General features: G+C 59.4%; 25 protein-coding genes. 6 read left to right on the plus strand and 19 right to left on the minus strand.

Annotated elements, in window-relative coordinates; translation table 11 throughout:
* Nucleotides 1–5: 5 nt before the first annotated feature.
* Entirely contained in the window at nt 6–2,297 is a 2,292-nt protein-coding gene (locus ACSAMM_RS09420; RefSeq protein WP_457791163.1) for an anaerobic ribonucleoside triphosphate reductase, read from the minus strand.
* Nucleotides 2,298–2,932: 635 nt separating this feature from the next.
* Between ACSAMM_RS09420 and ACSAMM_RS09425 the strand changes: the two genes are divergently transcribed.
* Nucleotides 2,933–3,292 carry a YccF domain-containing protein gene (locus tag ACSAMM_RS09425; protein WP_178725007.1) on the plus strand — a complete coding sequence of 120 codons (360 nt, stop codon included), beginning with the start codon at nt 2,933–2,935 and terminating at the stop codon, nt 3,290–3,292.
* Between the two features lie 334 nt (nt 3,293–3,626).
* Here the strand turns inward: ACSAMM_RS09425 and ACSAMM_RS09430 are convergent, their stop codons facing one another.
* From ACSAMM_RS09430 to ACSAMM_RS09440, 3 genes are all read right to left on the minus strand, one after another.
* Nucleotides 3,627–4,676, minus strand: a complete 1,050-nt coding sequence (locus ACSAMM_RS09430; protein ID WP_178725005.1) for a Gfo/Idh/MocA family oxidoreductase — start codon at nt 4,674–4,676, stop codon at nt 3,627–3,629.
* A 19-nt stretch (nt 4,677–4,695) separates the two neighbouring features.
* Entirely contained in the window at nt 4,696–5,547 is an 852-nt protein-coding gene (locus tag ACSAMM_RS09435) for a sugar phosphate isomerase/epimerase family protein (protein WP_457791164.1), read from the minus strand.
* Between the two features lie 482 nt (nt 5,548–6,029).
* The gene (locus ACSAMM_RS09440) at nt 6,030–6,365 is read right to left on the minus strand and encodes an ArsC family transcriptional regulator (RefSeq protein WP_178725001.1); all 336 of its coding nucleotides are present in this window, start codon (nt 6,363–6,365) and stop codon (nt 6,030–6,032) included.
* Nucleotides 6,366–6,443: 78 nt separating this feature from the next.
* On the opposite strand from ACSAMM_RS09440, the gene ACSAMM_RS09445 reads away from it, so the two are divergent.
* Nucleotides 6,444–7,202 carry an SDR family NAD(P)-dependent oxidoreductase gene (locus tag ACSAMM_RS09445; RefSeq protein WP_457791165.1) on the plus strand — a complete coding sequence of 253 codons (759 nt, stop codon included), beginning with the start codon at nt 6,444–6,446 and terminating at the stop codon, nt 7,200–7,202.
* Nucleotides 7,203–7,437: 235 nt separating this feature from the next.
* On the plus strand, nt 7,438–8,628 hold the full coding sequence (locus ACSAMM_RS09450) for an IS256 family transposase (protein WP_457789050.1): 1,191 nt from the start codon (nt 7,438–7,440) through the stop codon (nt 8,626–8,628).
* A gap of 164 nt (nt 8,629–8,792) precedes the next feature.
* On the opposite strand, the gene ACSAMM_RS09455 is transcribed toward ACSAMM_RS09450, so the two are convergent.
* The 3 genes from ACSAMM_RS09455 to ACSAMM_RS09465 form a co-directional block, all read right to left on the minus strand.
* A complete protein-coding gene (locus ACSAMM_RS09455) occupies nt 8,793–9,128 on the minus strand; it encodes a DUF2606 family protein (RefSeq protein WP_457791166.1) in 336 nt (111 codons plus the stop codon).
* A 74-nt stretch (nt 9,129–9,202) separates the two neighbouring features.
* Nucleotides 9,203–10,006: a trypsin-like serine peptidase gene (locus tag ACSAMM_RS09460; protein WP_457791167.1), complete on the minus strand. Its 804-nt coding sequence runs from the start codon at nt 10,004–10,006 to the stop codon at nt 9,203–9,205.
* A gap of 466 nt (nt 10,007–10,472) precedes the next feature.
* Nucleotides 10,473–12,095 carry a peptide chain release factor 3 gene (locus tag ACSAMM_RS09465; RefSeq protein WP_457791168.1) on the minus strand — a complete coding sequence of 541 codons (1,623 nt, stop codon included), beginning with the start codon at nt 12,093–12,095 and terminating at the stop codon, nt 10,473–10,475.
* 203 nt (nt 12,096–12,298) lie between these two features.
* Between ACSAMM_RS09465 and ACSAMM_RS09470 the strand changes: the two genes are divergently transcribed.
* Nucleotides 12,299–13,162, plus strand: a complete 864-nt coding sequence (locus ACSAMM_RS09470; RefSeq protein WP_457791169.1) for a sugar phosphate isomerase/epimerase family protein — start codon at nt 12,299–12,301, stop codon at nt 13,160–13,162.
* A gap of 54 nt (nt 13,163–13,216) precedes the next feature.
* On the opposite strand, the gene cysK is transcribed toward ACSAMM_RS09470, so the two are convergent.
* The 3 genes from cysK to lexA form a co-directional block, all read right to left on the minus strand.
* Nucleotides 13,217–14,149 (minus strand): cysteine synthase A, encoded by a 933-nt coding sequence (cysK, locus tag ACSAMM_RS09475; RefSeq protein WP_457791170.1) that lies wholly within the window; start codon nt 14,147–14,149, stop codon nt 13,217–13,219.
* A 423-nt stretch (nt 14,150–14,572) separates the two neighbouring features.
* The gene (locus ACSAMM_RS09480; protein ID WP_178721084.1) at nt 14,573–15,025 is read right to left on the minus strand and encodes a 2-thiouracil desulfurase family protein; all 453 of its coding nucleotides are present in this window, start codon (nt 15,023–15,025) and stop codon (nt 14,573–14,575) included.
* Nucleotides 15,025–15,609 carry a transcriptional repressor LexA gene (gene lexA / locus ACSAMM_RS09485; protein ID WP_178721082.1) on the minus strand — a complete coding sequence of 195 codons (585 nt, stop codon included), beginning with the start codon at nt 15,607–15,609 and terminating at the stop codon, nt 15,025–15,027. Before lexA ends, ACSAMM_RS09480 begins: the two co-directional genes overlap by 1 nt.
* A 479-nt stretch (nt 15,610–16,088) precedes the next feature.
* Here lexA and ACSAMM_RS09490 point away from each other — a divergent pair, with 479 nt between their 5' ends.
* Entirely contained in the window at nt 16,089–17,174 is a 1,086-nt protein-coding gene (locus ACSAMM_RS09490; protein WP_178721080.1) for a Gfo/Idh/MocA family oxidoreductase, read from the plus strand.
* 146 nt (nt 17,175–17,320) lie between these two features.
* Nucleotides 17,321–18,049, plus strand: a complete 729-nt coding sequence (locus ACSAMM_RS09495) for a sugar phosphate isomerase/epimerase family protein (RefSeq protein WP_457791171.1) — start codon at nt 17,321–17,323, stop codon at nt 18,047–18,049.
* A 47-nt stretch (nt 18,050–18,096) separates the two neighbouring features.
* Here ACSAMM_RS09495 and ACSAMM_RS09500 read toward each other — a convergent pair whose 3' ends face one another.
* The 9 genes from ACSAMM_RS09500 to ACSAMM_RS09540 form a co-directional block, all read right to left on the minus strand.
* Nucleotides 18,097–18,567 carry a DUF1648 domain-containing protein gene (locus ACSAMM_RS09500; protein ID WP_457791172.1) on the minus strand — a complete coding sequence of 157 codons (471 nt, stop codon included), beginning with the start codon at nt 18,565–18,567 and terminating at the stop codon, nt 18,097–18,099.
* A 34-nt stretch (nt 18,568–18,601) separates the two neighbouring features.
* On the minus strand, nt 18,602–19,255 hold the full coding sequence (locus tag ACSAMM_RS09505; RefSeq protein WP_178722949.1) for an NAD-binding protein: 654 nt from the start codon (nt 19,253–19,255) through the stop codon (nt 18,602–18,604).
* 125 nt (nt 19,256–19,380) lie between these two features.
* A complete protein-coding gene (locus ACSAMM_RS09510; RefSeq protein WP_457791173.1) occupies nt 19,381–20,754 on the minus strand; it encodes a TrkH family potassium uptake protein in 1,374 nt (457 codons plus the stop codon).
* Between the two features lie 243 nt (nt 20,755–20,997).
* Entirely contained in the window at nt 20,998–21,861 is an 864-nt protein-coding gene (locus ACSAMM_RS09515) for a hypothetical protein (RefSeq protein ID WP_457791174.1), read from the minus strand.
* Between the two features lie 104 nt (nt 21,862–21,965).
* Nucleotides 21,966–22,628 carry a dethiobiotin synthase gene (gene bioD / locus ACSAMM_RS09520; RefSeq protein ID WP_457791175.1) on the minus strand — a complete coding sequence of 221 codons (663 nt, stop codon included), beginning with the start codon at nt 22,626–22,628 and terminating at the stop codon, nt 21,966–21,968.
* A complete protein-coding gene (bioB, locus tag ACSAMM_RS09525; protein WP_457791176.1) occupies nt 22,625–23,587 on the minus strand; it encodes a biotin synthase BioB in 963 nt (320 codons plus the stop codon). Before bioB ends, bioD begins: the two co-directional genes overlap by 4 nt.
* A complete protein-coding gene (locus ACSAMM_RS09530; protein ID WP_457791177.1) occupies nt 23,584–24,147 on the minus strand; it encodes a biotin transporter BioY in 564 nt (187 codons plus the stop codon). Before ACSAMM_RS09530 ends, bioB begins: the two co-directional genes overlap by 4 nt.
* Nucleotides 24,144–25,115, minus strand: a complete 972-nt coding sequence (locus tag ACSAMM_RS09535; RefSeq protein ID WP_457791178.1) for a biotin--[acetyl-CoA-carboxylase] ligase — start codon at nt 25,113–25,115, stop codon at nt 24,144–24,146. The genes ACSAMM_RS09530 and ACSAMM_RS09535 overlap by 4 nt, the downstream gene beginning before the upstream one ends.
* A 135-nt stretch (nt 25,116–25,250) precedes the next feature.
* On the minus strand, nt 25,251–26,084 hold the full coding sequence (locus tag ACSAMM_RS09540; protein WP_457791179.1) for a prenyltransferase: 834 nt from the start codon (nt 26,082–26,084) through the stop codon (nt 25,251–25,253).
* Nucleotides 26,085–26,118: the final 34 nt, after the last annotated feature.

Genomic DNA, 26,118 nt, shown 5'->3' on the forward strand with positions numbered 1-26,118 from the left:
TGTTTTTATTCGCATCCGCAGATGTGAGGCATGTGCGGATATTTTTTTCGAAGCTCCATCAGCTTTTCCACGCTGACCGGCTCGCCCTCCCGGCGGCCGCAGCGGGGACAGACCTCGTCGATAACGCCGGTATAGCCGCAGATGGGATCCCGGTCCACCGGGTGATTCACCGAGCCGTAGCCCACGCCCGCCTCCTTCATGCAGCGGATGACCGCCTCGAAAGCGTCCAGGTTCTTGCAGGTGTCCCCATCCAGCTCCACATAGCTGATATGTCCGGCGTTGGTCAGCGCGTGATACGGCGCCTCGGTGCGGATTTTCTTGTACGCCTGGATGGGATAATACACCGGCACATGGAAGGAATTGGTGTAATAGTCCCGATCCGTAATGCCGGGGAGCTCCCCGTAAAGCTCCTTGTCAATCCGCAGGAACCGGCCGCTGAGCCCTTCGGCCGGGGTGGCCAGCAGGGTGAAATTCAGCCCCGTCTTTTCCGACTCCTCGTCCATGCGCCGCCGCATATAGCTAACGATTTCCAGCCCCAGCTTCTGGCTCTCCTCGCTCTCCCCATGGTGCTTGCCGGTCAAGGCTTTCAAGGTTTCAGCCAGCCCGATGAAGCCCACGCTCAGCGTGCCGTGCTTGAGCACCTCCTCCACACTGTCGTCCGGGCCCAGCTTGTCGGAATCGATCCAGACGCCCTGTCCCATCAGGAAGGGATAATTGCGGCCCTTTTTGGTGCACTGAATCTGGAAACGATGCAGCAGCTGGCGGCAGACCAGCTCGATGCGGCTGTCCAGCAGCTGGTAGAATTTCTGAATGTCCCCCTTGGCCTCAATGCCGATCCGGGGCAGGTTGATGGAGGTAAAGCTGAGATTCCCGCGCCCGCAGGTGGTCTCCCTGCTGGGATCGAAATGATTGCCCATCACCCGGGTGCGGCAGCCCATATAGGCGATTTCGGTGTCGTAATCCCCTTCCTTGTAATACTGCAGGTTGAAGGGGGCGTCGATGAAGCTGAAGTTGGGGAACAGCCGCTTGGCCGACGTCTTGATAGCCAGCTTGAACAGGTCGTAGTTGGGATCGCCGGGGTTGAAATTGACCCCTTCCTTCACCTTGAAAATCTGCACCGGGAAAATCGGGGTTTCCCCGTCTCCCAGCCCCGCGTCGGTGGCCTCGAGCAGATTGCGCACCACCATGCGCGCCTCGGGGGAGGTGTCGGTGCCGTAATTGACAGAGCTGAAGGGCACCTGGGCGCCCGCCCGGGAGTTCATGGTGTTCAGGTTGTGGATGAAGGCCTCCATCGCCTGGTAGGTGGCCCTGTCCGTCTCATACCAGGCGGTGTCCGCCGCGAAATCGTGCGCTTCCCCCGCCTGCTCGGACGTGATGTCCTGGAAGCCGCCCTCCCGCTGGTGAGCGGGCAGCCAGGCCTTCAGCGCGTCCTTGTACGCGTCGGCCTCCCGCATGGAAACCGTCAGGGGGATGTCCTCCCGTACCCTGTCCGCGAGCGCCTTGGCGTCGGGCATGGACAGGCCGAGCCGGATATGGAAATAGGCAGCCAGGGCACGGAAATATTCCTTGATAAAGGTTTTCGCCACACCCGGCGCCATGGAATAATCGAAGTTGGGCACGCTCTGGCCGCCGTGCATCTCGTTCTGGTTGGCCTGGATGGCGATGCAAGCCAGGGCGGAATAGCTCTGGATGCTGTTGGGCTCCCGCAGGGTGCCGTGACCGGTGGAAAAGCCGTTGTGGAACAGCTTGAGCAGGTCAATCTGGCAGCAGGTCTCGGTCAGCATGTAAAAATCCTTGTCGTGGATATGGATGTCGCCGTTGATGTGGGCGGCGGCAATGTCCTTGGGCAGGATATAGTTGTCGATGAAATATTTGGACCCCTCCGACCCATACTTGAGCATGGTGCCCATGGCGGTGTCGGCGTCGATGTTGGCGTTTTCCCGCTTAATGTCGGCGTCCTTGGCGTAGGCAAAGGTCAGCTCCTTGTAAATGTCCATCAAGTCCGCCTCGCTCTGGCGGATTTTAGCATGTTCGGCGCGGTAGAGGATGTAAGCCTTGGCGGTTTTCGCGTAGTCCGCGCCGATAAGGATTTCCTCCACCTTGTCCTGAATCTGCTCCACCGTGGGCACCTGGCCCGCCGGCAGGGAGCCGACCACCTTGTCGGTCAGTTCCCGCAGGGATTTCGCGGGGATCTTCTCGTCCGCCACGGCGATATTGGCTTTATGTATGGCTTCGCGGATTTTCTTCGCGTCAAAAATGACGATTTCTCCGTTGCGCTTCTTTACCTGTTCTACCATTCTTCCAACCACCCATTCCTTCTGCAGAAACCCGCGTGATCCTCCGCTTTCCTGCCATATAGGGGCGGCAGCTCCGCCCCAAATCGTCGCGGCGCCAGGCAAAGCCGGCGCGAATTCCCGCTGGAAAAAGCCCGAACGCCTCGCATCGGCCTGGCCGGCCCGTCCGAACGGGCCGTTAGCGGGAACGGCTATAATATTACAACATATGCGCAGACTTGTCAATCCCAAACACAAGATATAGTTGCTTTTCCCTTGTGGCATTTTTTCGGCAGCTTGTCCGCGCAGGCTTTCAAGGCGCAAAAATGCCCGCTCTGGCCTGTCCGGCCGGCGGGCGCGCGTCTGTATTCAGCCTTGAAAGCTGAGGACCCCCAGCACCAGTGACCCCAGCAGCATAGCGGCGGCCAGCGCGATGCACAATATCCGTTTTCCCCATTTCATCCGGAACCCTCTCCTTTCGCCGGCTTGTCCAGTGTACACCATATTCCGGCCGCTTGTCAACGCCCCGCCGCGATCCCTTCATGCAATCTCAAGAAAATCTTCCGCATTTTGCCGAGCTGTTTTTCCGCTTTGTCCGCTATACTGATTCCTGTAACAAAGCTTAGAGCAATTCGCCCGGAAAGGACAGGTCTTCATCGATGAACGTACTTGGAAATATTTTTTGGCTGCTGCTCGGCGGCCTGGTTTTGGGCATTATGTGGGCGCTCGCCGGCCTCCTGTGCTGCGTCACCATCATCGGGATTCCCTTCGGGGTGCAGTGTTTCAAAATCGCGGGCCTGGTGCTGTCCCCCTTCGGCAAAGAAATCGAGGGCGGGGGCGGCCCCGGCTCCTGCCTGATGAATGTGGTGTGGATCCTGCTGTTCGGCTGGGAGCTGTTTCTCAGCTCCGTGGCCGTCGGCCTGGTGTACTGCGTGACCATCGTGGGCATCCCCCTGGGGCTGCAGAGCTTCAAACTGGCCCGTCTGGCCCTCTTCCCCTTCGGCTCGGCGGTGGTATGAGTGCGAAAAGGCGCCGGAGCAATCCGGCGCCGGAGGCTGTCGAAAAATGGAATCCGCCATTCGTGAAACGAAAAAAGCGGAGGCGGGTTACCGATCGGTGTTTGCGAGGACATGTGCCTCGCAAACACACCTTATAGGCGAAAAATAACGGAAACACGTGTGTTTCCGCTATTTTTCAAGAGCAGGGCGTGGCCGGGCGGAGCGAACGCTCCGCCAGCGGGGCATAGAGGGAGCAAGGCGAGTATAACGAGCCGCCGCGATCCGGCATCCCCGTCCAGCAGCGTGTCGACTTTGTCGACACGCTGAGGCGCCGGAGCAATCCGGCGCCTTTTCATTAGGACGCGCCCTTTTCCCGCTTTCCCTCGATGAGAGCGGGAACAAACTGGACGGTGCGGGTCTCGATGGCCTTTTTGGCCGTCATGGCGATAACGAAGGCGCTGTAAACCTCGTCGATAGAGGGCGAGGCGGAAGCCTTGCCCTCTATCATGCCGATAAGCGCCGACAGCTGGGCGTACATGTCCTTGTATTTGGCGGCCACGTTGATGGTGCGGTATTCCCCGGTGTCGCTGGTATAGAGGGTAATGCAGTCGCCCTCCTCCTTGTTGGTTATCCGGTTGTCCCGCAGCGTGATGGTCAGCCGGCCCTTGTCCCCAATGAATTCCTTCAGGTTTTGGGCCGCCAGGTTCCGGCTCCAACCCGCCTCATAGCTGGCGATGCAGCCGTTGGCCAGCCGGGCCTGGATCATGCCGTAGTTGTCCTGCCCGCTGTCCGCGTCCAGGCGGCAGCCCACGCCGCTGACCTCCACCACCCGGGAGCCGCTGAACCACTGCATGACGTCGATATAATGGACGCCGCAGTCCACGATAGGCGGGCAGTCGGCCATCAGCCGCTTATACCGGGGCCAGTCCATGGCGTGATGATTTTGTACCATCCGCATCAGGGACAGCCGGCCGACAGCCCCCTCTCCGATCAGGCGGGCCGCGGTTTGATAGGTACGGTTGTGCCGCAGGATATGGGCCACCAGCACCTGGCTCGAGGCGCCCTTAACCAGACGGTAAAAGGCCTCCCCCTCCTCCAGGGTACCGGCAATGGGCTTTTCGCACAGGACATGCTTGCCCGCCTCCAGGCAGTCCCGGAGAATGGACAGATGGGTGTTGACATAGGTGGCGATGATGACGATGTCCGTTTCAGGCAGCCGCAGAAAGGGGCGATAATCCGTCCCGTAATGGTCGGCCCCGTACCGGCGGGCGAACAGGCGCGCCTGCTCCTCGCGGGTGTCCACCGTCGCCACCACCCGTATGTTGTCCCGGAAATAGATGTCCTCTATGTGCTCCTGCCCGATGTGGCCGCAGCCGATGAGCACCACGCCGTACCGCTTGTTCATGATTCGATCCCTCTTGCCTTTATCGATATCTGTTCAGGAATTCCACAGCCAAAGCGATGTCCGCCGCCGGGTTCTCCTTCACTTCCCGTTCGATGGTGAGAAAGCCGGTGTAGCCGATATTCTCCAGCGCCTTCATGTAGCCGTCGAAATCCACGCCGCCCTGGCCGAGAGGCACTTCCTTGAAATAGTCGTCCAGCCGAAGATCCCCGATGCCGCCCTCGGCAAAAAAGTCGTAGATGACACGCGGGTCGGTTTTCCGCAGCATCCGCCCGTCCTTGGCGTGGGTATGAACAATGTAGTCCTTCAGGGTATATACCGCCCTCACTGGGTCGTCCCCGGTCACCATCACGAGATTGGCGGGATCCAGGTTGACCGCCACCCCCTTCGAGGACAGGCCGTCCAGGAAGGTTTTCAGTCGTTCAGCCGGTTCTGGCCCCGTTTCAATGGCGAAAAACGCCCCGTTTTCATGGGCGTACTCCGCCAGCTCGTTGCAGGCCGCCTGCATCACCTGATAGGTGTCGCTGGCCGTGTCCGCCGGCACCACGCCGATGTGGGTGGTCACCACCTTGGAGCCCAGCTCCAGGGCCAAATCCACAATCCGCTTGGATTTCTCGATTTTGGCTGGATTCTCCGCCGCCCGGGCGAAGCCGTGTCCGCCCAGATCGCCGCACAGCGCCGACACCGTCAGCCCGTTGTCCTTCAGCAGCGCCCGTTTCTCTTGCAGGGAAGCGGGCGTCATGTTTTCCGGCGCCATTTCCCCGCCGACAGCGTACAGCTGTACGCCATCGGCCCCCAGCGCGGCGCATTTGGCCAGCGCCTTGTCCAGAGGCAAGCCCAGCCAGTCGGCGATAATTCCAATTTGAAATTGCATAATACTTCCTCCCATTCTGTCGCCCGTAGGCAGCTACGGTCGGCTGGAAAGAGGCGTGTCCCCGCGCAGCGGGGCGCCGGCCCCCCGTGCGGCCGGCGAACGGCTCTTTCCAATCCCTTTTCTGGTTTGCTTTCTTGGCTATCCTCCCATTCTGTCGCCCATAGGCAGCTGCGGTCGACTGGAAAGAGGCGTGTCCCCGCGCAGCGGGGCGCCGGCCCCCTGTGCGGCCGGCGAACGGCTCTTTCCAATCCCTTTTCTGGTTTGCTTTCCTGGCTATCCTCCCATTCTGTCGCCCGTAGGCAGCTGCGATCGACTGGAAAGAGGCGTGTCCCCGCGCAGCGGAGCGCCGGCCCCCCCGTGCGGCCGGCGAACGGCTCTTTCCAATCCCCTTCCTGCTCAGTATAGCATATTTGATAGTTTCGCAAGCCATTGTGCGGAAACTGTTCAGAGGGATTATAAAAGTATCAACTTTTTCACAATGGTTACGTCCAGCCCTTCCAAATTTCCGGACAAAAACCCACCGTGGCCAGCCTGCCGTTGCGGACGATGGGGGTGCGCAGCAGCCGGGGATTGTCCAGCAGCTTCTGTTCCTTGTCCTCCTCATAGGCCAGGTACCGCAGCAGCGCCGCGTCGGGATGCCTATCGTCCACCAGCGCGTCCAGCCCGCCGACGGCGGCCTTCACGCTGGCCAGCTCCCCCTTGCTGATGCCGGATTTATCCAGGTCAATGCGCTGGAACCGGATGCCCCGCTCTTTGAAATACCGCTCCGCCTTTTTAGTATCGAAGCACTTGGCCTTTCCGAAGATCTGAATATTCATGCGGCGTCTCCTTTCGGTTGCAGGGCGTGTTGAAATCCGATATACTATACCTAAATAGGAAAGGAAGGGGATGGGGCTATGGTGGCAGTGATAACCGGCGCGTCCGGCGGGCTCGGCCGGGAACTGGCCGGGCAGCTGGCGGCCAAGGGCTGGGATCTGCTGCTGACCGCCCGTCGGGCCGGGCAGCTGGAAGCCCTGGCCGCCGCCCTGCGGGCGGCCCACGGAGTGGCAGTCCAGGTGTGTCCCGCCGATTTATCCCGGCCGGAGGAGGTCGACGCCCTGCTACGGGCCTGCGCCGATCTGCCGGTCGGGCTGGTAATTAACAACGCGGGCGCCGGGCAAATCGGCCCCTCCTCAGACATCCCGTGGGAGGTCGAGGAGGCGCTGCTGACAGCCAATATGCTGGCCCCCTGCCGGCTGACCAAGGCCTTCGCCGCCTCTATGGAGCGGGGCAGCATCCTCAACGTCGCCAGCCTGGCGGGTTTTCAGCCCGAGCCGGGCATGGCCTCCTACGCGGCGTCTAAGGCGTTCCTTCTCCAATGGAGCCGGGCGGTGGGCTATGAGCTCAAGCGGGAAGGCCGCCCGGTGCGTCTGGCCGTGCTCTGCCCGGGGCCGCTGGCCACCGGCTTCGACCGGGCGGCGGGGGCGACAGCCGTCCGGCGTGGCATGTCCCCGACCCGCTGCGCCCGCATCGCTTTGCGGGGCCTGGCGCGGGGGAAAGCCGTCATCCTCCCCGGCGCGGGGGCCAAGCTGCTCCACCTGTTAGGCAAGCTGCTGCCTACCCGGCTGATGCTGCCCGCGCAATACCGGATACAAGGCCGGAAAATCCAGCGGTAAAGTCTTTATCAGTATACCAGACCTCCGCGCAAATGCAAGCGCTTGCCGCCGGAAGGATAAAAAAGGAGACAAACACCATGCAGGTCATGCTGGAAAGAACCAGCTTCATCGCCAAAGACAACGATAAGGTAGAATAAGTTGCGCAAATTGAAAAAGGGATAAAAAAAGAGACATAGTTTGCAGTCTTTGGTAGAATGAAGTCACGACACACCATTCTGAAAGGAGACAATAAACTATGTCCGAGAAAATTGTACAACTAAATGAGGAAGTAATCAAGGGTGAAATCAGGGAACTGGTGCGTGGGAGCGTGGAGGAGACCCTCAACGGCCTGTTGGAGGCGGAGGCGCAGAAACTGACCCAGGCGGCGCGCTACGAGCGCAGCGAGGAGCGGCAGGCCTACCGCAGCGGTCACTACCAGCGTAACTTGACCACCAGCTCCGGCGACGTGACCTTGAACGTCCCTCGTTTAAAGGGAGCAACCTTTGAAACCGCCATCATCGAGCGGTATCGCCGCCGGGAGAGCAGCGTGGAGGAAGCGCTGATTGAAATGTATCTGGCTGGAGTATCTGTGCGCCGCGTGGAGGACATCACCGAGGCACTGTGGGGCAGCAAGGTGTCCCCCTCTACCATCAGCGAACTGAACAAGAAAGCCTATGTCCACATTGAAGACTGGCGCAACCGCCCCTTACAGGGCGGTAAGTACCCGTATGTGTATGTAGACGGCATCTACCTGCGCCGCAACTGGGGCGGAGAGTATGAGAATGTGGCCGTACTGGTTGCCATTGCGGTTAACGAAGACGGCTACCGCGAGGTGCTGGGCGCTGCCGAGGGTATGAAAGAGGACAAGGCTAGCTGGGTCAGCTTCTTTCAGTGGCTCAAAGGGCGGGGTCTGGAGGGCGTCCAGCTCATCGTGGGAGACAAATGCCTCGGTATGCTGGAAGCTGTGGGAGAGGTGTACCCGGACGCGAAATACCAGCGGTGTGTGGTACACTTCTACCGCAACGTGTTTTCCTGCGTCCCACGCACCAAGGGGAAGCTGGTGGCCAAGATGCTCAAAGCAATCCATGCCCAAGAGAGCAGAGCCGCCGCCCAGGCGAAGGCGCGGGACGTAGTGACCGCTCTGCGTGAAATGAAACTGCCCGAGGCGGCGAAAAAGGTAGAGGATGGGCTGGAGGAAACACTTGCTTACACTGCTTTCCCCTATGAGCACTGGACGCGCATCCGCACCAACAATGTGATTGAACGTCTTAACCGGGAGATCCGCCGTCGCACTCGCGTGGTGGGGGCTTTCCCAGACGGTAATTCTGCCCTCATGCTTGTCTGTGCCCGGCTGCGTCATGTGGCCGGCACTCAGTGGGGCAGCAAGAAGTATATGAACATGAAGCATTTAGACGGGGCGTGTGACGATGCCTCTTTTGCCGGTTGACTTCTTTCTGTTTTTGACTGCAAACTAATTTGCGCATAACTCTTGACACTACCAAGACAACGGCTTCGGTCTCCAATCGGTGCAACCGGTGGCATAGTAGTTATTGTAAAATGTCTCTCAAATAGAAAAAATCACCTTTTGTATGATACAAAAGGTGATTTTTTCTATTTATCTTCTAAAATAATAGTCTTTTGGGGAAATAAAATATGATGACCTATTTTTATGACAACGAATTTAAATGTCTGTATTTCTTCGGCAACCGGAAGCACTACAATTGTATATTTACCTGTTTTTGCATACTTCCATACTACCTTTCCATCCGCATCAGTAGTGCCTAAATCATAGATACGAACAAGTTCAATACTTGAATTATCATAATGAACCTCTACATTTATATTCGATAGAGGCTGCCCATCAGATGACTGCAAATTTATTACGATTTGATTTGGAATGGAAAAAACCACGGTAAATACGATAAAAATAATCAACAGAATATACAAGCATATGCGCGACTTACGCTTCCTGAAAAAATACAAATTATTCATAATTTATAGTATATATCCTTAATTGTATATTACGAATAGCTGTTGACCTTATTATAGAAAGCCGGATAAAATGAAACTCCACGATTTTCACCACCAAAAAAATTAGCATTTCCACTATTGTTATGCACGCCGATAGCAACATATTGACCCATATAGTATTTTATAACTGGTGCTCCACTATCCCCAGCACTTGTATCAATTTTGTAACCAAACTGATTTGAATCTTTGCTAATTTGAGCTGAGCTAATCGGGCCTTCGTCTCTTGCCATACGACCTTTAGGGGTATTTTTTCCAAATCCAGCAATAGCCACTTGTTCATTAGCAATAATCCCTTGCCTCATAGCAAAAGCGCCACAACTAGAAGATAAATCTTTATCTAGTTTTACTATCGCCCAATCATAATCATATTTCCCACTACTATATTCTGGAGGAACATATTTAGCTATCATGTTAGCAGATTCTAAACCGGAATCCATCCCACCTGGATAAACTTTAACCGACGCAATAGTTTTTCCACTAATTTGAACGTTATGTGCTGCCGTTAATAAAAGCTTACTAGAATTATTTGCTTTGACAAGAAATCCCGTTCCACCATATTCATTACCATTCGTATCTTTAATTAGTAAAGCACAAATTGCGCTATAAGGCATTTTTTTCAAATCACTAGTTGCAACGTTGATGCGACTGTCTTTACCAATTACATCCCGAGTAATTTCTGTAGAATCGAGACCATTGCTACAGGTAGAAGAACCTGCTGCACACATCATTGAAAAAGTAAAAAATGTCAAAATTAAAAGGGCCACTCCTCTTAAAAATTTTTTTCTTCTTAACATTTCATTTCCTCCTTCAAATAATTTCCATTTACGTATCCGATTAATTAGTGCATTGGAATCACCCCTATTTAAATTACAGTCGATCTAATGTCTATATTGAAATACATCAAAACCACTACATTTATTATTAATCTTATATATCTTGTAAAAATATAATATGTTTTTCTTGATATACTTAGCATAACACATGAGTATTATAATGTAAAGAAATAAATTGAAATAAATATATTTTTTAAAAATTTTTTTAAATTTTGTTATTAAAGTAAATATATGGTTGTCACACTTTGGTATAGCTAACACATAAAGTTTATGCTATTTTTTGCAATCTTCCGTTTAAAAACCAGTATTTATATTAGAGTATTACTGTTTTTAGTCAATGTGCGGGCTACGATTATGACTAAATCAAACAAGAAACCCGCCTTGAAATAGCTGTAAAAGCCATTCCAAGGCGGGTTTGTAGTTCCGCTTAATTCCGTCCGAACTCGGACAGGACGAGATCCGGGTTGTGCTCCTCCGCCCAGTTGATGTTCCAGCTGTTGGTGAACAGCAGCAGATACCGGCCGCGGACGTCCTGGATCCGCTTGGTGTCGGAGGTGAGGTTGAGGGTCTTGGGATCCAGCTCCTCGTTCTCGATCCAGCGGATATACTGATAGGGCAGGCCCTCCATGCGGATATCCACATTGTACTCATTTTTCAGCCGGTATTCCAGCACGTCGAACTGGAGCGTGCCCACCACCCCCACGATGACCTCCTCCATGCCGCCGCCAATCTCCTGGAAGATTTGGATGGCGCCCTCCTGGGCGATCTGGGTGGTGCCCTTGATAAACTGCTTGCGCTTCATGGTGTCCACCTGCCGCACCAAGCTGAAATGCTCCGGGGCGAAGGTGGGGATCCCCTCGAAGGTAAAAGCCTTGCCGGGCGCGCACAGGGTATCGCCGATGGAGAAAACGCCGGGATCGAACACGCCGATGATGTCCCCTGCATAAGCCTCCTCGATGATTTCCCGATCCTGGGCCATCAGCTGCTGGGGCTGGGAGAGTTTCATTTTCCGCCCGCCCTGGACATGCAGCACGTCGGCGTTTTTGTCGAACCGGCCGGAGCAAATGCGCATGAAAGCCACCCGGTCCCGGTGGGCCTTGTTCATGTTGGCCTGGATCTTAAACACAAAGGCGGAAAACGCCGGGGAGAAGGGATCCACCTCTCCCCCGCTGGAATGGCGGGGCAGAGGCGGAGAGGTCATGCGCAAAAACTCCTGCAGGAACGGCTCCACCCCAAAATTGGTCAGGGCCGAGCCGAAAAACACCGGAGACAGCCGCCCGTGGCGCACCGCGTCCATGTCGAAGTCATATCCCGCGCCGTCGAGCAGCTCCACGTCGTCGGCCAGATTCTGGTACAGCCTTTCTCCGAGCATCCCTTTGAGGCTCTCGTCGGCCAGATCCACCTCGGTGGCGTCCACCTCATGCTGGCCGTTGTTCGCCGTGAAGGCGATGATCCGGCTGCGCTGGCGGTCAAACACCCCCTTGAACTCCTTGCCCGAGCCGATGGGCCAGTTCATGGGATAGGTCTTGATGCCCAGCACCGTCTCGATCTCGTCCAGCAAATCGAAGGGGCTGCGAGCCTCGCGATCCATCTTGTTGATGAAGGTGAAGATCGGGATGTCCCGCAGCAGGCAGACCTTGAACAGCTTGATAGTCTGCTTCTCGACGCCCTTGGAGGCGTCAATGACCATGACGGCCGAATCCGCCGCCATCAGGGTACGGTAGGTATCCTCCGAGAAATCCTGGTGTCCCGGGGTGTCCAGGATGTTGATGCAGAAGTCCCTGTAATTGAACTGCATCACCGAGGAGGTCACCGAAATACCGCGCTGCTTCTCGATTTCCATCCAGTCGGAAACCGCGTGCTTCATGGATTTTTTGCCTTTGACCATGCCGGCGGTCTGGATGGCCCCGCCGTAGAGCAGCAGTTTTTCAGTCAGGGTGGTTTTGCCCGCGTCGGGGTGGGAAATGATGGCGAAGGTGCGCCGCCGCCGGATTTCCCTTTCCAAGGGCGTGCCCGCGGGGGCCGCCGTCTCTTCCGGATTGATAGCCAAGTTCTTTCCTCCACTCAAAAGCGCAATAACTGAAATATTATACCTCTTTTTCCCACTTTAATCAACCGGGCGGCGCACTTTTCCTATGCGATTTTGCATTTTTTCGCACCGTTTTTTCTCTTTGGCCGCTCCCCCGTGTCCATACGGATTGCCGCTTGTCATTTATAAAGATTTGGGCTATAATTTTTGTGAGGTGATAGTGGATGAAAATTTCTACGGAAATCGGTTCCGCCGCTCGTCATGTAGGCGAAGAAAGGGCCGTCGAATACATCGCGAAGGCCGGCTTTGACGCCTGGGACTTTTCCATGTTCGAAATGTGCGGCTACGATTGGGGGACCAAGACGGCTCTGAAAAGCGATCACCCGCTGGCGGGCGGCGGCTATCTGTCCTTCGCCAGAAAGCTGAGGCGGGTGGGAGAGGACAACGGCATGGTGTGCAATCAGTCGCACGCGCCCTTCCCAAGCAGCTGCCGGGAAATCCGCTCCTATTTTCAGCGGGCCATCGAGTGCACCGCGGAGGCGGGGGGACAAATCTGCATCATCCATCCGGATAACGATCAATCGCCCGAGGAAAACGCGGACATGTACAGGGAGCTGCTGCCCTTTGCGAAAGGGTGCGGCGTCAAAATCGCCACCGAAAACATGTGGAACTGGAACGCGGAAAAGGACTGCTCCTCCTTCGCCGCCTGCGCCACGCCGGAGAGCTTTTGCGCGCATTTGCAGGCCGTGAACGACGATGCCTTCGTCGCGTGCCTCGATATCGGTCATGCCGAAATGAAGGGATCCGATACGTCGGCCGTCCAGATGATTCAGGCTTTGGGCGATAAGCTGCAGGCGCTGCATATCCACGACAACGATCAATGGCACGACGCGCATCAAATACCGTTTTCCATGAAAATCGATTTTGACGGGGTGGTTCGGGCGCTGAAGGCCATCGGCTATGCCGGGTATTTTACGCTGGAAGCCGATCAGTTCCTGCGCAATTATACCAGCGAGACGGTTTTCGAGGGCATCCGGCAGTTGGCGGACGCGGCCAAGAGGCTGGCCGCCATGTATGAGAGCCTATAAATGGACGTAAAAAAGTCCGGCAGAAAATTCTGCCGGGCTTTTTGTCACGGTGGCTCAGTCGAAGAACACCGGCATGGATAGGTACCGCTCCCCGGTGTCGGGCAGGAGGGCGACGATGGTTTTCCCCTCGTTCTCCGGCCGGCGAGCCAGCTGAATGGCGGCGGCCACCGCCGCGCCGGAGGAAATCCCCGCGAGCACGCCTTCCAGGTGGGCCACCCGGCGGGCGGCGGCGAAGGCCTCCTCGTTCCCGATGGTCAGGACTTCGTCGTAAATTCCCGTGTCCAGGGTATCGGGCACAAAGCCCGCCCCGATGCCCTGAATCTTATGCGGGCCGGCCGCGCCGCCGGACAGGACGGGGGAAGCGGCAGGCTCCACCGCCACCACGCGGACAGCCGGATTCTTCTCCTTTAGGAAAGCGCCCACGCCGCTGATGGTGCCGCCAGTGCCCACACCGGCGACAAAGATATCCACCCGGCCGTCGGTATCCTCCCAAATTTCCGGGCCGGTGGTCGCCTTATGCACTGCGGGATTGGCGGGATTGACAAACTGGCCCGGCAGGAAGGAGCCAGGTGTTTCGGCGGCCAGCTCCTCCGCCTTGGCGATGGCGCCGGGCATCCCCTTGGCCCCCTCGGTCAGCACCAGCTCCGCCCCGTAGGCGCGCAGCAGGTTGCGGCGCTCGACGCTCATGGTCTCCGGCATGGTAAGAATCACCCGGTAGCCCTTGGAGGCTGCCACGGCGGCCAGGCCGATGCCGGTATTACCGCTTGTGGGCTCGATGATAACCGAGCCCGGTCCCAGCAGGCCCCGGGCCTCCGCGTCCTCAATCATGGCCTTGGCAATCCGATCCTTGGCGCTACCCGCCGGGTTAAAGCTCTCCAGCTTGACCAGCAGGGACGCTTTGAGCTCCTCGGCCTCTTCCACGCGGGTCAACTCCAGCAGGGGGGTGCGGCCGATCAAATCGGTCATTTTGGTATACACACGGGACATCATCAACGCCTCCATATATTCATATAGGTTTAGTATGATTTATAGTATACACAGAATCCCTTTGTCTGTCAAGACCCTGGTTGTCCCTATTTCGCCCCGCCGGAGCGTTGCGCAAAAACAGCGGCCTTTTCGGCCGCTGTTTCAGCTTGTCGACGTTGTCGACAAGCTGCTGGACGGGGACGCCGGATCGCGGCGGCTCGTTAATACGAGCCTTACTCCCTCTGTCCCCGCCAGTCCCACCCCTGCTCTTGAAAGCCGGCGGAAACACGGGTGTTTCCGCCGGTTTTCGCCTATAAGGTGTGTTTGCGAGGCACATGTCCTCGCAAACACAAATCGGTAACCCGCCTCCGCTTTTTTCGTCTTCCGAATGGCGGATTTCCCTTTTTTGACGGCCTGAAACAGCGGCCTTTTCGGCCGCTGTTTTTATTCGGAACTCATCTTTTGCCAGTCGTCCTCGGTCAGCACCTCAACGCCATTGTCCATCAGGAGGCGGGCGGCGACGCCGGCGCCGGGGATTTTATGGCCGGAAAAGGTGCCGTCGTACACATGGCGGCAGCCGCAGGAGGGACTGTTCTCCTTAAGGATGGCCCGGCGGATCCCCAGCCGACGGCACAGCTCTAATACCTGACGCGCCCCCGCCTCATAGGCGGCGGTCACGTCCACACCCTCCCGGTTCAGCACCCGACCCGCCCGGATTTCCGCCGGGCAGCGGGGCGTGGGCAGGCCGCCCAGGCATTCGGGACAAACCGGAACGGCCCGGCCGCTCTCCGCCAGGAGGCGCAGGCCGGGGATATTGAACCCGCCGCCGTCATACCGCACCCTCTCGCCGCATAGGCAGGCGCTGACGACGAACTCCGGGCGCAGCTTCGTCTCCATCAGAAATACCGCAGCAGGGAAACGACCTTGCCGAGCACCACGGCCTCCTTGACGATAATCGGCTCGAACTCGTCGTTTTCCGGCTGGAGGCGGATGTGATCCTTTTCCACGAAAATGCGCTTGACCGTGGCCTCGTCCCCCACCAGGGCGACGACGATGTCGCCGTTTTCCGCCACCGGGGTTTTCTTGACAATCACCACGTCCCGATCGAAAATCCCCGCCTTGATCATGCTGGTGCCCGACACCCGCAGAGCAAACAGATCCCCCGGATTATACCCGCCGCCCGAATAGGGGACGTAATCCTCCACCTCTTCCACGGCCAGGATGGGCACGCCGGCGGTCACCTTGCCGAGCAGGGGCACGCGGGCCACGCTCTCCCCCGGCAGGCGGATGGCGCGGTTGAGGCCGCTTTTACGGGAAATATATCCCTCATCCTCGAGCACCTTCAGATACGCGTGGACGGTGGAGGTGGACTTGATACCAGCGGCGGCGCAGATTTCGCGCACGGTGGGGGGCAGGCCGTCCTGGGCCCGTTCCTTCAGAAAGGTCAGGATTTTCTGCTGCTTCTCATTGAGTGGTTTCATGGATAGGCGCCATCCTTTCATCTACCGGTTCTATACGGGGGGATCCCGCGGATTCTTTACTGCCAGTATAGCACATGTGTTCGACAATTGCAAACAAATGTTTGAATTTTCCGCAGTCCGGACAGTTCACAGGATCTTCACACGACTCTCAAAAAAAGCTTACAGTTTATTCATAGTCAATTCACACAAAGTTACGCAAATAAAACTATAATAACAATGTACTCAGAAGCAAGACGGAGCCGCACCGCTCTTGCCTCATCCAAAATGAGTACGTTCTACCCTCCTCAAAACACCCCTCTAACTTAGTAAAAACCCCGCCGCCGCAGGCGGGGTTTTTACTGCCCTTTTTTACCGTCTGCCGAGCAGGCGGTTTTTTATTAGGAAAATAGTTGTATGAAGACCTAAAAATAGCTGTTGCTCTTGTCCGCCAGATCCGATACTATGAAGACAGCAGATTCATATTAAAGGAGGTACTTTACATGGAAAAACTTCGCGTAGGCATCATCGGCTGCGGCGGCATCGCCAACGGCAAGCACATGCCCGCCCTGCGGTCGCAGGCGGACAAGGCCGACATGGTGGCGTTCTGCGACATCGTCGTGGAGCGGGCCGAAAAGGCGGCCAAGGAATTTGGCGCGCCGGGGGCCAAGGTGTACGAGAACTATCGGGAGCTGCTTGAGGACGGCAGCATCGACGTGGTGCATGTCTGCACCCCCAACCGCTCCCACTGTGAAATCACGGTGGCCGCGCTGGAGGCGGGCAAGCATGTGATGTGCGAGAAGCCCATGGCCAAGACCGCCGCCGACGCCCAGAAAATGCTGGACGCCGCCCGTAAGACCGGCAAAAAGCTGACCATCGGGTATCAGAACCGCTGCCGTCCGGACAGCCTGCTGATGAAAAAAGCGGTGGACGCCGGGGCGCTCGGTGACATCTATTTCGCCAAGGCCCACGCCATCCGCCGGCGCGCCGTCCCGACCTGGGGTGTGTTCCTCAACGAGTACGAGCAGGGCGGCGGCCCCCTCATCGACATCGGCACCCACGCCCTCGACCTGACCCTGTGGATGATGGACAACTACAAGCCCAAGGCGGTGCTGGGCTCCACCTTCAAGAAGCTGGGCAACCAGACCGAGACGGGCAACGCGTGGGGCGACTGGGATCCCAAGGAGTTTACGGTGGAGGATTCCGCCTTCGGCTTCGTGACCATGGAGAACGGCGCCACCATCATTCTGGAATCCAGCTGGGCGCTCAACACCCTGGACGTGCGGGAGGCGCAGACCACCCTGTGCGGCACCCTGGGCGGCGCGGACATGGCCGACGGCCTGCGTTTCAACAAGGTGGAATGGGGCAAGCAGTGCGTGCAGAAGCCCGACCTGAGCGGCGGCGGGGTCGCCTTCTTCGACGGCGCGTCCTCCGGCGATCCGGCCGAGGTGGAATGCGCGCAGTGGCTGAACGCCGTGCTGAACGACAAGACACCGTTGGTGCTGCCGGAGCAGGCGCTGGTGGTCACCCAGATTCTGGAGGCCATCTATACCTCCGCCAAGACCGGCAAGGCTGTGTATTTCGAGTAAAAACCTCTGCAGAAAGGAAGGCGTCCTAGTTTGAAAGAAAGGCATTCGCCTTTCTTTCAAACGGGAATTTTGTCCTTTCGCGCCAGAAGCCCGGCGTGAATTTGCTTTGCAAACCAGACATTCCTGCGAAAGGATGAGTCATTACGATGAAAGATTTCAGCCTACAGCTTTATTCCCTGCGGGAGGTGCCGACCCTGCGCCAGCGGATGGAAATCGCGGCACAGGCCGGCTATACCGGGGTGGAGTTTGCCGGCTACGACGGCATAGCCGGTCCCGAGATGCGCCGGCTGCTGGCCTCCCTGGGGCTGCGAGGCACCGGTTCCCACATCGCCTACGACGCGCTGCGGGACGATTTGGACGGCTGCGTGCGGTACTGCCTGGAGGCGGGGATCACCTCCGCCGCCTGTCCGGGCTGTGAGATGAACGACCGGGATCAGGCGCTGGCCCAGGCGGAATTCCTGGAAGCCTGCGCCGAGCGGTTCGGGGCCGAGGGAATTCCCTTCGCCTACCACAACCATGCCCACGAGTTCGCGGACGCGGGAAACGGCGAAACCCTGTTTGACGTGCTGCTGCATAACACCAGCAAGCTAGGGGCCGAGCTGGACGTGTTCTGGGCGGCCTATGCAGGGGTGGACCCGCTGGCCTTTATCCAGACCTATGCCGGGCGGGTGCCGCTGCTCCATTTTAAGGAGTTCGGCGCGGAAAACGCCAACGTGGAGCTGGGGCGGGGATGTCTCGACTTCGCGGCGCTGGCCCGGGCAGGGCTGGCCCAGGGGACGCGGGAGCTCATTGTGGAGCAGGAGCAGTACACCATGCCGCCGGAGGAGAGCATCCGGGTGGACGCGGCCTACATGCAGGCGCTGACCCTGGCATAAAGAGGCAAAAAACCCGGCCCGTATCTTGACGATGCGGGCCGGGTTTTTTACTGTTTATTCAGCCGGCTGATACTAAACAGGAAACCGGCCAGCGTACCGCCCAGCAGCAGCAGGAACGCCAGCAGGAACCAGCCGGGCACCGGCATCCTTTCCACGGTACGCAGCGTGATGTAGAAAATCGCGCCGAGGATCTCCAGCTTCAACACGCCCAGCATGGTGCGCACCCGGATATGTATTGCGCGCCGCTGCGCCTGCGGCAACGAGTCGGGCAGCCCCCACAAGCGCGGGAATACGGCCAAGACCGTCAGCAGCAGATAAATAGCCAGACCGATAAGCGGCATGACGAATATTTCCCACCGGCTGGCCCAGCGGTCGACGTCCCCGTGACTGTCGTAGTGGCCGGGGATCGCCTCCGGCAGGGTATTCCAGTGGACGATGACGAACACCGCCATCAAGACGATCAGCAGGGCCCCTATGGCCTCCAGCGCAATCTGCAGCGCGGTGTACCGTGTTTTCATGGTCCCGCCCTCTTTCCCGTCAGGCAGCGGCCAATCAGCGCTTGCCCAGCTTATTCACCCGTTCCAGGTCCGTGTTTTCCCCGATGACGACCAGCACATCGCCATCGTGGATGATATCGTCGCTGCCGGGAGCCACACGCAGAACCTTGCCGGAACGGATGGCCACCACGTTGATTTTGTAGCGGTTGCGGATATTGCTCTGCTTCAGGGTGCGGCCCACCCATTCATCGATGGCCTCCAGCTCCATGAGACTGTGCTTGGCAGACAATTCCATATAGTCGATGAGGTTGTTGCTGGACAGGCTGCGGGCCAGGCGGATACCCATGTCCTTTTCCGGCATAATCACCTTGTCGGCGCCGATACGCTCCAGGATCTTGCCGTGGGCCTCCCCACCGGCCTGGGCGACGATTTTGACCGCGCCGTGATCCTTGAGGGCCATGGTGGCGATGCAGCTGATTTCCACATCCTTGATGCTGAGCACCACCACGTCGAAATTCCGCAGCCCCAGGGAGTCCAGGGCGTCGTCGTCCAAAATGTCGGCCTGCACCGCGTGGGTGATGTCGTGGGCCAGATCCGCTACCTTATCGGGGTTTTTGTCCACCCCCATCACTTCCACGCCCATGTTGGTCAGGGCGCGGGCCACGCTGGCGCCGAACCGGCTGAGCCCCAATACCGCAATCTGTTTCAAACTAATCGCTCATTCCTTTCCAGAGTCCGGGGAATGTGCCGATCCCGGCGAAGCCGGAAAGGCACACAACCCGTTTGAAAGTCAAACGGCTTTCTTTCAAACCACTGTCTTATACGTCCGAGGGGTCAGCCCACCATCATCCGATCCTCCGGGTACCGGACGGCGCTGGCCTTGTTCCCGCCGCCCGACAGGGCCATGGACACGGTCAGCAGCCCCACCCGGCCGCAGAACATGGTGATGATCAGCATGAATTTTGCCACATCGTGCAGCCCCGCCGTAATGCCGGTGGACAGGCCCACCGTACCGAAGGCGGACACCACCTCGAACAGGATATCCACCATGTTTTCCTGCCCGCCGCTCCAGTATTCGATGGCGCTGATGACGACGGTATCCATGATCACCAGGCTCAGGGCGAGGGTGGCCAGGGCCAGGGCCCGCTTGACCAGCCCTTCCGCCAGACGGCGGTGGTGGTAATTGTAATCCTGCCGCTGCCGGACGGTGGCGATAACCGAGAGCATCACCACGAAAAAGGTGGTGGTCTTAATGCCGCCGCCGGTGGACGCGGGGGACGCGCCGATGAACATCAGGATGATACTCACCAGCTGCATGGCGGGAGTAAGATCCCCCTGTCCCAGGGTGTCGAAGCCGGCGGTCCTAAGCGTCACCGACTGGAACGCGGAGGCGAGAACCTTCCCCCCGGGGCCGACGTCCGGCTTGGCCAAGGTGCCGGGATTGTTCCACTCGAACAGCGCCGTGAGGATAAAGCCGGTGAAGAACAGCCCCAGGGACATCAGCAGCACCACGCGGCTGTGCAGCATCAGCTTGCTGAACCGGCGGTTGCGCAGCACGTCCATAATCACCGCGAAGCCCATGCCGCCCAGGGTGATGAGGGCCATGATCACCAGATTGATTACCGGGTCGGTCATATAGTACTCGATGGAGTTCTCAAAGCCGAAGGCGTCAAAGCCCGCGTTGCAGAAGCCGGAGATGGACAGGAACACCGCGTGAAAAATCCCCTTCCCCACTCCATATTCCGGGATGAGCCTGGCGCAGAGAATCAGGGCCGCAATCCCCTCCACCGCGAAGGTAACCGCCACGGCGTTGCGCACCAGGCGCACCATGCCCTGCAGGGAATCGGTATTGAAGGACTCCTGAATCAGAAGCCGCTCCTTCAAGGAGATCCGCTTGCCCACCACCATAAAGAGGATGGAGGCGATGGTCATAAAGCCCAGGCCGCCGATTTGTATCAGCGAGAGGATGACCAGCTTGCCGAACAGGGTGAACACCAGCCCGGTGTTCACCACCGTCAGACCGGTCACGCAGACCGCGGAGGTGGCGGTGAACAGCGCGTCCATAAAGGTGATGTCCGTCCCCTCCTTCACCGTGGCGAAGGGGATGCACAGCAGGCCGGCGCCTATTAAAACAACCGATAAAAATCCCAGCGTGAGGATTTGAACCGGCCTGAGTGAACGTATTCGTTTAGAAACGGCTTTCAACATGGGTTTTCGGTGCCTCCCAGCGGTCATCCCTGTGTCATAGAGCCACGGGGATTGCGTCCCCGTACGAAGCGGTACGGAACCATTGCTTGGGACATTATAGCACTTCCCTTTTGAATTTACAACCATTATCTTACGCGCTTGGGCGGGAGTTTATGCTGGAAACCGCCCGATGATTTTCGGGGGCCGGCAGCCTGCAAAAAACGCCCCGTATGCCGGCGGCTTTCGCGGCATACGGGGCGCATATTACAGGGCGGTAGCAGCTGCCGGAGAGGGAACGTCCACCCAGACGCCGGGCGTTTTAGCGGCCAGCAGGCCGGCGCCCCGCACCGCCATAATCGCCAGGGTTTCCCGGTGCGGCACCCGCACCTCCCCGGTTTGATAAAAGCGGCAGAGCTCCTCGATGAACGCGGCGAAGAAGTCCGACTCCACGGTGATCAGGCGGTTGCCGGAGCGCAGGCTCACATTGGTGACAAACGGGGAGCCTCCTGCAAAGCAGGACAGGGTGGCGCAGCGCCCGTCCCGGAACTGCACGGCCAGGGACATCCATTTTTCGCCGTCCAGCCACATCACGCGGGCCGGCTCCGCCCCCATGAGCATCATCAGCGGCTCGAGCTGGTGGACGGAATAGGTGTCGAAATCGTTGGGGCCCCAGCAGCTGACGGCCGTCACCTCGTCGGGCCGGATGTCCCGGTATTCCGCAGCGAACCGGAGGGCCGAGGTGGAATAGCAGGGGGTGCCGCTCTGCCTGGCGATGGCAAACAGCCGTTCGGCCGCCGCCAGGTCGGGCGCGAAGGTCTTGTCCACATAGGTGCGCTTGCCCGAACGCAGAGGGATCTGACAGAGCTCCTCGTGCATCTCGCAGTTATCGGGCGACAGCACCAGCAGGCAGTCGCTTTTCTCCACCACTTCCTCGATGGTCGCGCAGCGGGTGATGCCGTACTTGGCGCACCAGTCGTCGGTGGTCAGGCCGCCCGGCCGAGGACTGTCGATTTTCCCATAGGCGTACGCCACTTGAAGCTCCCCGCCGGACGCCTGTTTAATCCACTCCGGGTAATTGTTGGCGTGCCATTCATCCAGAAAATAATCGATAAATCCGATGGTTTGCATACCGGTTCCCCCTCTCCTGTCTTATCCACATTATATATGGAAAAAACGCCGGCGGCTATAGCCGTTTTCGCTTTTTAGTTGTCCGAATTTGTCTTTTTCCCCGTTCAGGGCAGCCAGGCAGGCGGATCCCACTCCACAGCGCCCTCCGGCACGGCCGCCACCGGCAGGCCGGTAAAGCGGGCGATTTGCTCCCGGTTGTCCCGATGAATGATATTCTCCTCGTCGAAGCGGTTGAGCAGGATCCCTCGCACCGGGAGGCCCAGGCGCTCGGCATAGGCCGCCGTGACCACCGCCGCATGGATGGCACCGAGGCCGGACGGGGCCACCAGCAGCAAATCGAAGCCGATGGCGGCGGCCACATCGGCCAGCAGCAGGGGAGGCTCCCCCTCCCGGAGCGGACAGAACAGGCCGCCGCAGCCCTCGGCCACCAGATAGGCGAACCGCTCCCCCACGGCGCGCTGCCGCTCCAGGATGGCCGCCAGCTCGATGGGCGGACCCTCCAGCCGGGCCGCCAGATGAGGGGACACCGCCTGCTCGTATAAATACGCCACATAATCCGCCGGATCCCCGGGAAGGCCCGCCGTCCGGCAGACCCAGCGGGCGTCGCCGGGCACCAGCCGCCCTCCTTCCCTTTCGGCGCCGCTGAGCGCGGGCTTGAAATAGCCGGCGTTTATCCCGCGGGCCCGCAGGGCCTTGACCAGCAAGCCGGACACATAGGTTTTGCCCACGTCGGTGCCGGTGGCGGTGACGAAAATTCCTTGTTTCACAGCAATCCCACCTCATAGCCCAGCCGCTTCACCCGCTCCAAGTCCTCCGCGATGGTGATGCCGGCGGTGGTCAGCATGTCCCCGGTGATGGCGGCGTTGGCCCCCGAACGAAAGGCCGCCGTTCCCTTGTCCGTGAGCAGCCCCCTGCCCCCGGCCAGGCGGATGGCGGCCCGGGGCAGCAGGAAGCGGAACACCGCCGCCGTGCGGCAAAGCTCCTCTCCCGTCACCCGGGGAAAGCCGGCGAAGGGAGTGCCAGGGATGGGGTTCAGCACGTTGAGCGGCACCGAGCGCACCCCCAGCCGGCGCAGATCCAGCGCCATATCCACCCGATCCGCCATGGTCTCCCCCAGCCCCAGGATGCCGCCGCTGCACAGCTCTAGGCCGGCCCGGCCGGCGCGGCGCAGGGTGGCGATTTTGTCGTCGTAGCTGTGGGTGGTGCAGACGGCGGGAAAATGCCGGCGGGAGGTCTCGAGGTTGCAGTGATATCGGATCACCCCGGCCCCCCGCAGGCGGCGGAGCTGCGGCTCCGTCAGCAGCCCGTGGGAGGCGCAGGGGGCCGCGCGCCCCTCGTCCCGTATCCGGCGGTACGCCCCGCACAGGGCTTCCGTCTCCCCGTCGGTCAGCGTCCGGCCGGACGTGACCACCGAAAAGCGCCCCACTCCCTTGGCCCCGTCCGCCGCCGCGCGGCGCGCCAGCTCGTCGGCCTCCAGCAGCGGATAGGTCTCCGTGTCCACGGGATAATGGGCCGATTGGGCGCAGAATTTGCAGTTTTCCGAGCACCGGCCGCATTTCCCGTTGACGATGGAACACAGCTCGAACCGGTTCCCGCAGAAATGCGAGCGGATCTCGTCCGCCGCCGCGCACAAAGGCGCCAGGGGCGCGGATTCCGCCAGGGACAGTGCCTCCTCCCCGGTAAGCTCTTGTCCGGACAGCACCCTGTCCTTCAGCTTTTGTATCATACCAGCCGCTCCCTTACCAGAACAGCCCGCAGCCGGCCCGCCAGCGCCGACGCGGCCAGGCACAGCACAGCGTCCCCGGGCATATCCAGCGGAAAGGCGGACAAAACGACCACCAGCAGAGGGGTGGGCTGTCCCAAATATTGATTGAGGATAAGATACTTGTACAGGAAACCGACGCCATATGTCACGGCCATGCCGGCGAAGGCGGCGGGCAGGAACTGCCGCATTCGGGCCGCACGGGTTTTCCGGCAGAGAAAGCCGGTCAGCCAGGCGGCGGCGATGAAGCCCAGCAGATAGCCGAAGCTGGGCCGGAACAGATACGAAATGCCGCCGCCCGCGGCAAAAATGGGCACCCCTGCCAGCCCGACGGCCACGTACACCGCCACCGCGATGGTTCCATTGACCGGCCCGAGCAGCATGCCGGCCAGCAGGACGAACAAAAACTGCAGGGTGAAGTAATCCATGAAGGGGACGGGAATCTGGATAAAAGCCCCGATGGCGATCAGAGCGGAAAACAACCCGCACAGGGTCATGCGGCGCACCCGCGTCGAAGCTGTCATTGCCATTCCCCCTCCATCCGAATTTCTCCGCCCCGCAGGGCGGCCACGCCGCCGATCCCTTCCACCAGCAGGCAGCCATCCTCTCTTAAGTCCACGGCACGGCCGGTCATCCACCGCTCACGCTGCTTATACTGTACCGGCTTGCCCAGCACGGCCAGCCGCTCCCGGTAGGGCTCCAGATACCGGCGCTCGGGCAGGGAATCGGCGTAGGTCAGCAGGCGGTTGGCGATGCCGGCGGCCAGGTCGCAGCGGGACACCTGGGCGGGCAAAAGGGACCCGGCCCGCTCCCGCAGCTCCTCAGGGAACGCGTCGGCGGGCGTTTTGACATTGACGCCGATGCCCACCACCACGCTTTCCATGGTGCCGCTCTCCAAATCCCCCACCGCTTCGGTCAGGATGCCCGCCACCTTTCGGCCGTCCACAAGAATGTCGTTGACCCATTTCACACGGGTGGACACCCCGGCGGCTTCCTCCACGGCCTCGCAGACGGCGGCCGCCGCCGCCAAGGTGACCAGTGGCAGCTCCTCCGCCTGTACCGCCGGGCGCAGCAGCACGCTCATATACAGCCCCGTCCCGGGCGGGGAGAAAAAGGCCCGCCCCATCCGGCCCCGGCCGGCCGTCTGCCCGTCGGCCAGCAGCAGGGAGGGCGCGGCCTCCCCGTCCGCCGCCAGCTTCTTGGCCTGCGTGTTGGTGGACGGTACGCGGGCGTCCACCCGGATGGCGCAGTCCTGGTAAGCGGGCCGCAGGCGGCAGCGGATCCCCTGGGGGGTCAGTACGTCGCTGTCCCTCTCCAGCTGGTAGCCCCGGTTGGTCACCGCCGTAATGCGGTGCCCCTCGGCCTGAAGCGCTTTCATGGCTTTCCAGACGGCAGCACGGGAAACGTGCAGCCGATCGGCCAGCGCCTGCCCCGACACCGGCGCGTCCCTATGTTCCTCCAGAATTTGCAGCAACGCGGTTTTCAGCGCCATATGCACCTCTCCTTGTCCGGAATCGAATGATGCCATTGTAGCATACGCCGTCCCGTTTGTAAACCAATAATTTATTTTTGGTTTACAATATTCCTTGAAAAAAGCGCCGCCCGTTCGGGCAGCGCCTGCGGCTCATCACCGGCCCAGGTTGCGCCGCAGCTCCCGGTACCGCCTGGTGGCCAGTTCGCTGGGCTGTCCCTTGCGGCAGAAATTCAGGCCGGCCAGCTTGGGCACCACGCGTTCCACCACGATCCGGCCGTCGTCCAGCTTGGTTTCCAGCGCCGCCAGCGCTTCCAGAAACCGCTCGTCTTTCCGGGCCCGCTCGTAAAAGGAGAGCACATAGAGGTATTGGAACAGATTATAGTTCCGGAAGGGGTACTCGACTTGCATGAACAGGGTGCCGATGCCGTAATGGCAGGGACCGATGGGCCGTTTTATCCGCCAGTGCTCCAGCAGGAACTCCACCGCCCTGTCCAGCGCCGGCTCCCGGTTGAGCCTGTCCGTAAAGCGGAAGGCGTCCAGCGCCACCAGGGTGGGGTAAGGGTTGGAATACGCCGTTTCCGGGCCGCGGCCGAAGCTGAACTTCAGGCAGCGCCAGCCGCCGTCGGCACACTGGGTGTCCAGCAGGTGCCGCCAGGTTCTTTGCAGCCGGGCGTCGCCGGCATAACCCAGATGGCAGAGCAGATCGGCCGCATGGATGGTCTGGCAGGGATAGATGCCACCCTGGGGATACATCTTAAAGCGCCCGTCCTCCTGCCAGACGCTGAAAAACAGCGCGGCGACCTGATGCATAAGCGGATCACCGGGCTCCATTCCCAGCTCCAGCAGGTACAGCGGACTTTCCAGCGCGGAAAAAGGGGCGCCCTTGAGCAGCCTCTTATCCGGCGTGGCCCACAAATCGCCGCCGTTATCCCATCGGTGGGACAGAATCGCCTCCGCGTCTGTCCTATACGCCTTTTCCACAGCCATGGCATTTCCCTCTTTCCAGCAGCGTTTTCTCAGA

The organism is Anaeromassilibacillus sp. SJQ-5, from assembly GCF_054108045.1.

Coding starts and splice junctions, on each gene's coding strand:
- ACSAMM_RS09420 (WP_457791163.1), bottom strand. CDS start 2,297: ATGGTAGAACAGGTAAAGAAGCGCAACGGAGAAATCGTCATTTTTGAC.
- ACSAMM_RS09425 (WP_178725007.1), top strand. CDS start 2,933: ATGAACGTACTTGGAAATATTTTTTGGCTGCTGCTCGGCGGCCTGGTT.
- ACSAMM_RS09430 (WP_178725005.1), bottom strand. CDS start 4,676: ATGAACAAGCGGTACGGCGTGGTGCTCATCGGCTGCGGCCACATCGGG.
- ACSAMM_RS09435 (WP_457791164.1), bottom strand. CDS start 5,547: ATGCAATTTCAAATTGGAATTATCGCCGACTGGCTGGGCTTGCCTCTG.
- ACSAMM_RS09440 (WP_178725001.1), bottom strand. CDS start 6,365: ATGAATATTCAGATCTTCGGAAAGGCCAAGTGCTTCGATACTAAAAAG.
- ACSAMM_RS09445 (WP_457791165.1), top strand. CDS start 6,444: ATGGTGGCAGTGATAACCGGCGCGTCCGGCGGGCTCGGCCGGGAACTG.
- ACSAMM_RS09450 (WP_457789050.1), top strand. CDS start 7,438: ATGTCCGAGAAAATTGTACAACTAAATGAGGAAGTAATCAAGGGTGAA.
- ACSAMM_RS09460 (WP_457791167.1), bottom strand. CDS start 10,006: ATGTTAAGAAGAAAAAAATTTTTAAGAGGAGTGGCCCTTTTAATTTTG.
- ACSAMM_RS09470 (WP_457791169.1), top strand. CDS start 12,299: ATGAAAATTTCTACGGAAATCGGTTCCGCCGCTCGTCATGTAGGCGAA.
- cysK (WP_457791170.1), bottom strand. CDS start 14,149: ATGTCCCGTGTGTATACCAAAATGACCGATTTGATCGGCCGCACCCCC.
- ACSAMM_RS09480 (WP_178721084.1), bottom strand. CDS start 15,025: ATGGAGACGAAGCTGCGCCCGGAGTTCGTCGTCAGCGCCTGCCTATGC.
- lexA (WP_178721082.1), bottom strand. CDS start 15,609: ATGAAACCACTCAATGAGAAGCAGCAGAAAATCCTGACCTTTCTGAAG.
- ACSAMM_RS09490 (WP_178721080.1), top strand. CDS start 16,089: ATGGAAAAACTTCGCGTAGGCATCATCGGCTGCGGCGGCATCGCCAAC.
- ACSAMM_RS09495 (WP_457791171.1), top strand. CDS start 17,321: ATGAAAGATTTCAGCCTACAGCTTTATTCCCTGCGGGAGGTGCCGACC.
- ACSAMM_RS09500 (WP_457791172.1), bottom strand. CDS start 18,567: ATGAAAACACGGTACACCGCGCTGCAGATTGCGCTGGAGGCCATAGGG.
- ACSAMM_RS09510 (WP_457791173.1), bottom strand. CDS start 20,754: ATGTTGAAAGCCGTTTCTAAACGAATACGTTCACTCAGGCCGGTTCAA.
- ACSAMM_RS09515 (WP_457791174.1), bottom strand. CDS start 21,861: ATGCAAACCATCGGATTTATCGATTATTTTCTGGATGAATGGCACGCC.
- bioB (WP_457791176.1), bottom strand. CDS start 23,587: ATGATACAAAAGCTGAAGGACAGGGTGCTGTCCGGACAAGAGCTTACC.
- ACSAMM_RS09530 (WP_457791177.1), bottom strand. CDS start 24,147: ATGACAGCTTCGACGCGGGTGCGCCGCATGACCCTGTGCGGGTTGTTT.
- ACSAMM_RS09535 (WP_457791178.1), bottom strand. CDS start 25,115: ATGGCGCTGAAAACCGCGTTGCTGCAAATTCTGGAGGAACATAGGGAC.
- ACSAMM_RS09540 (WP_457791179.1), bottom strand. CDS start 26,084: ATGGCTGTGGAAAAGGCGTATAGGACAGACGCGGAGGCGATTCTGTCC.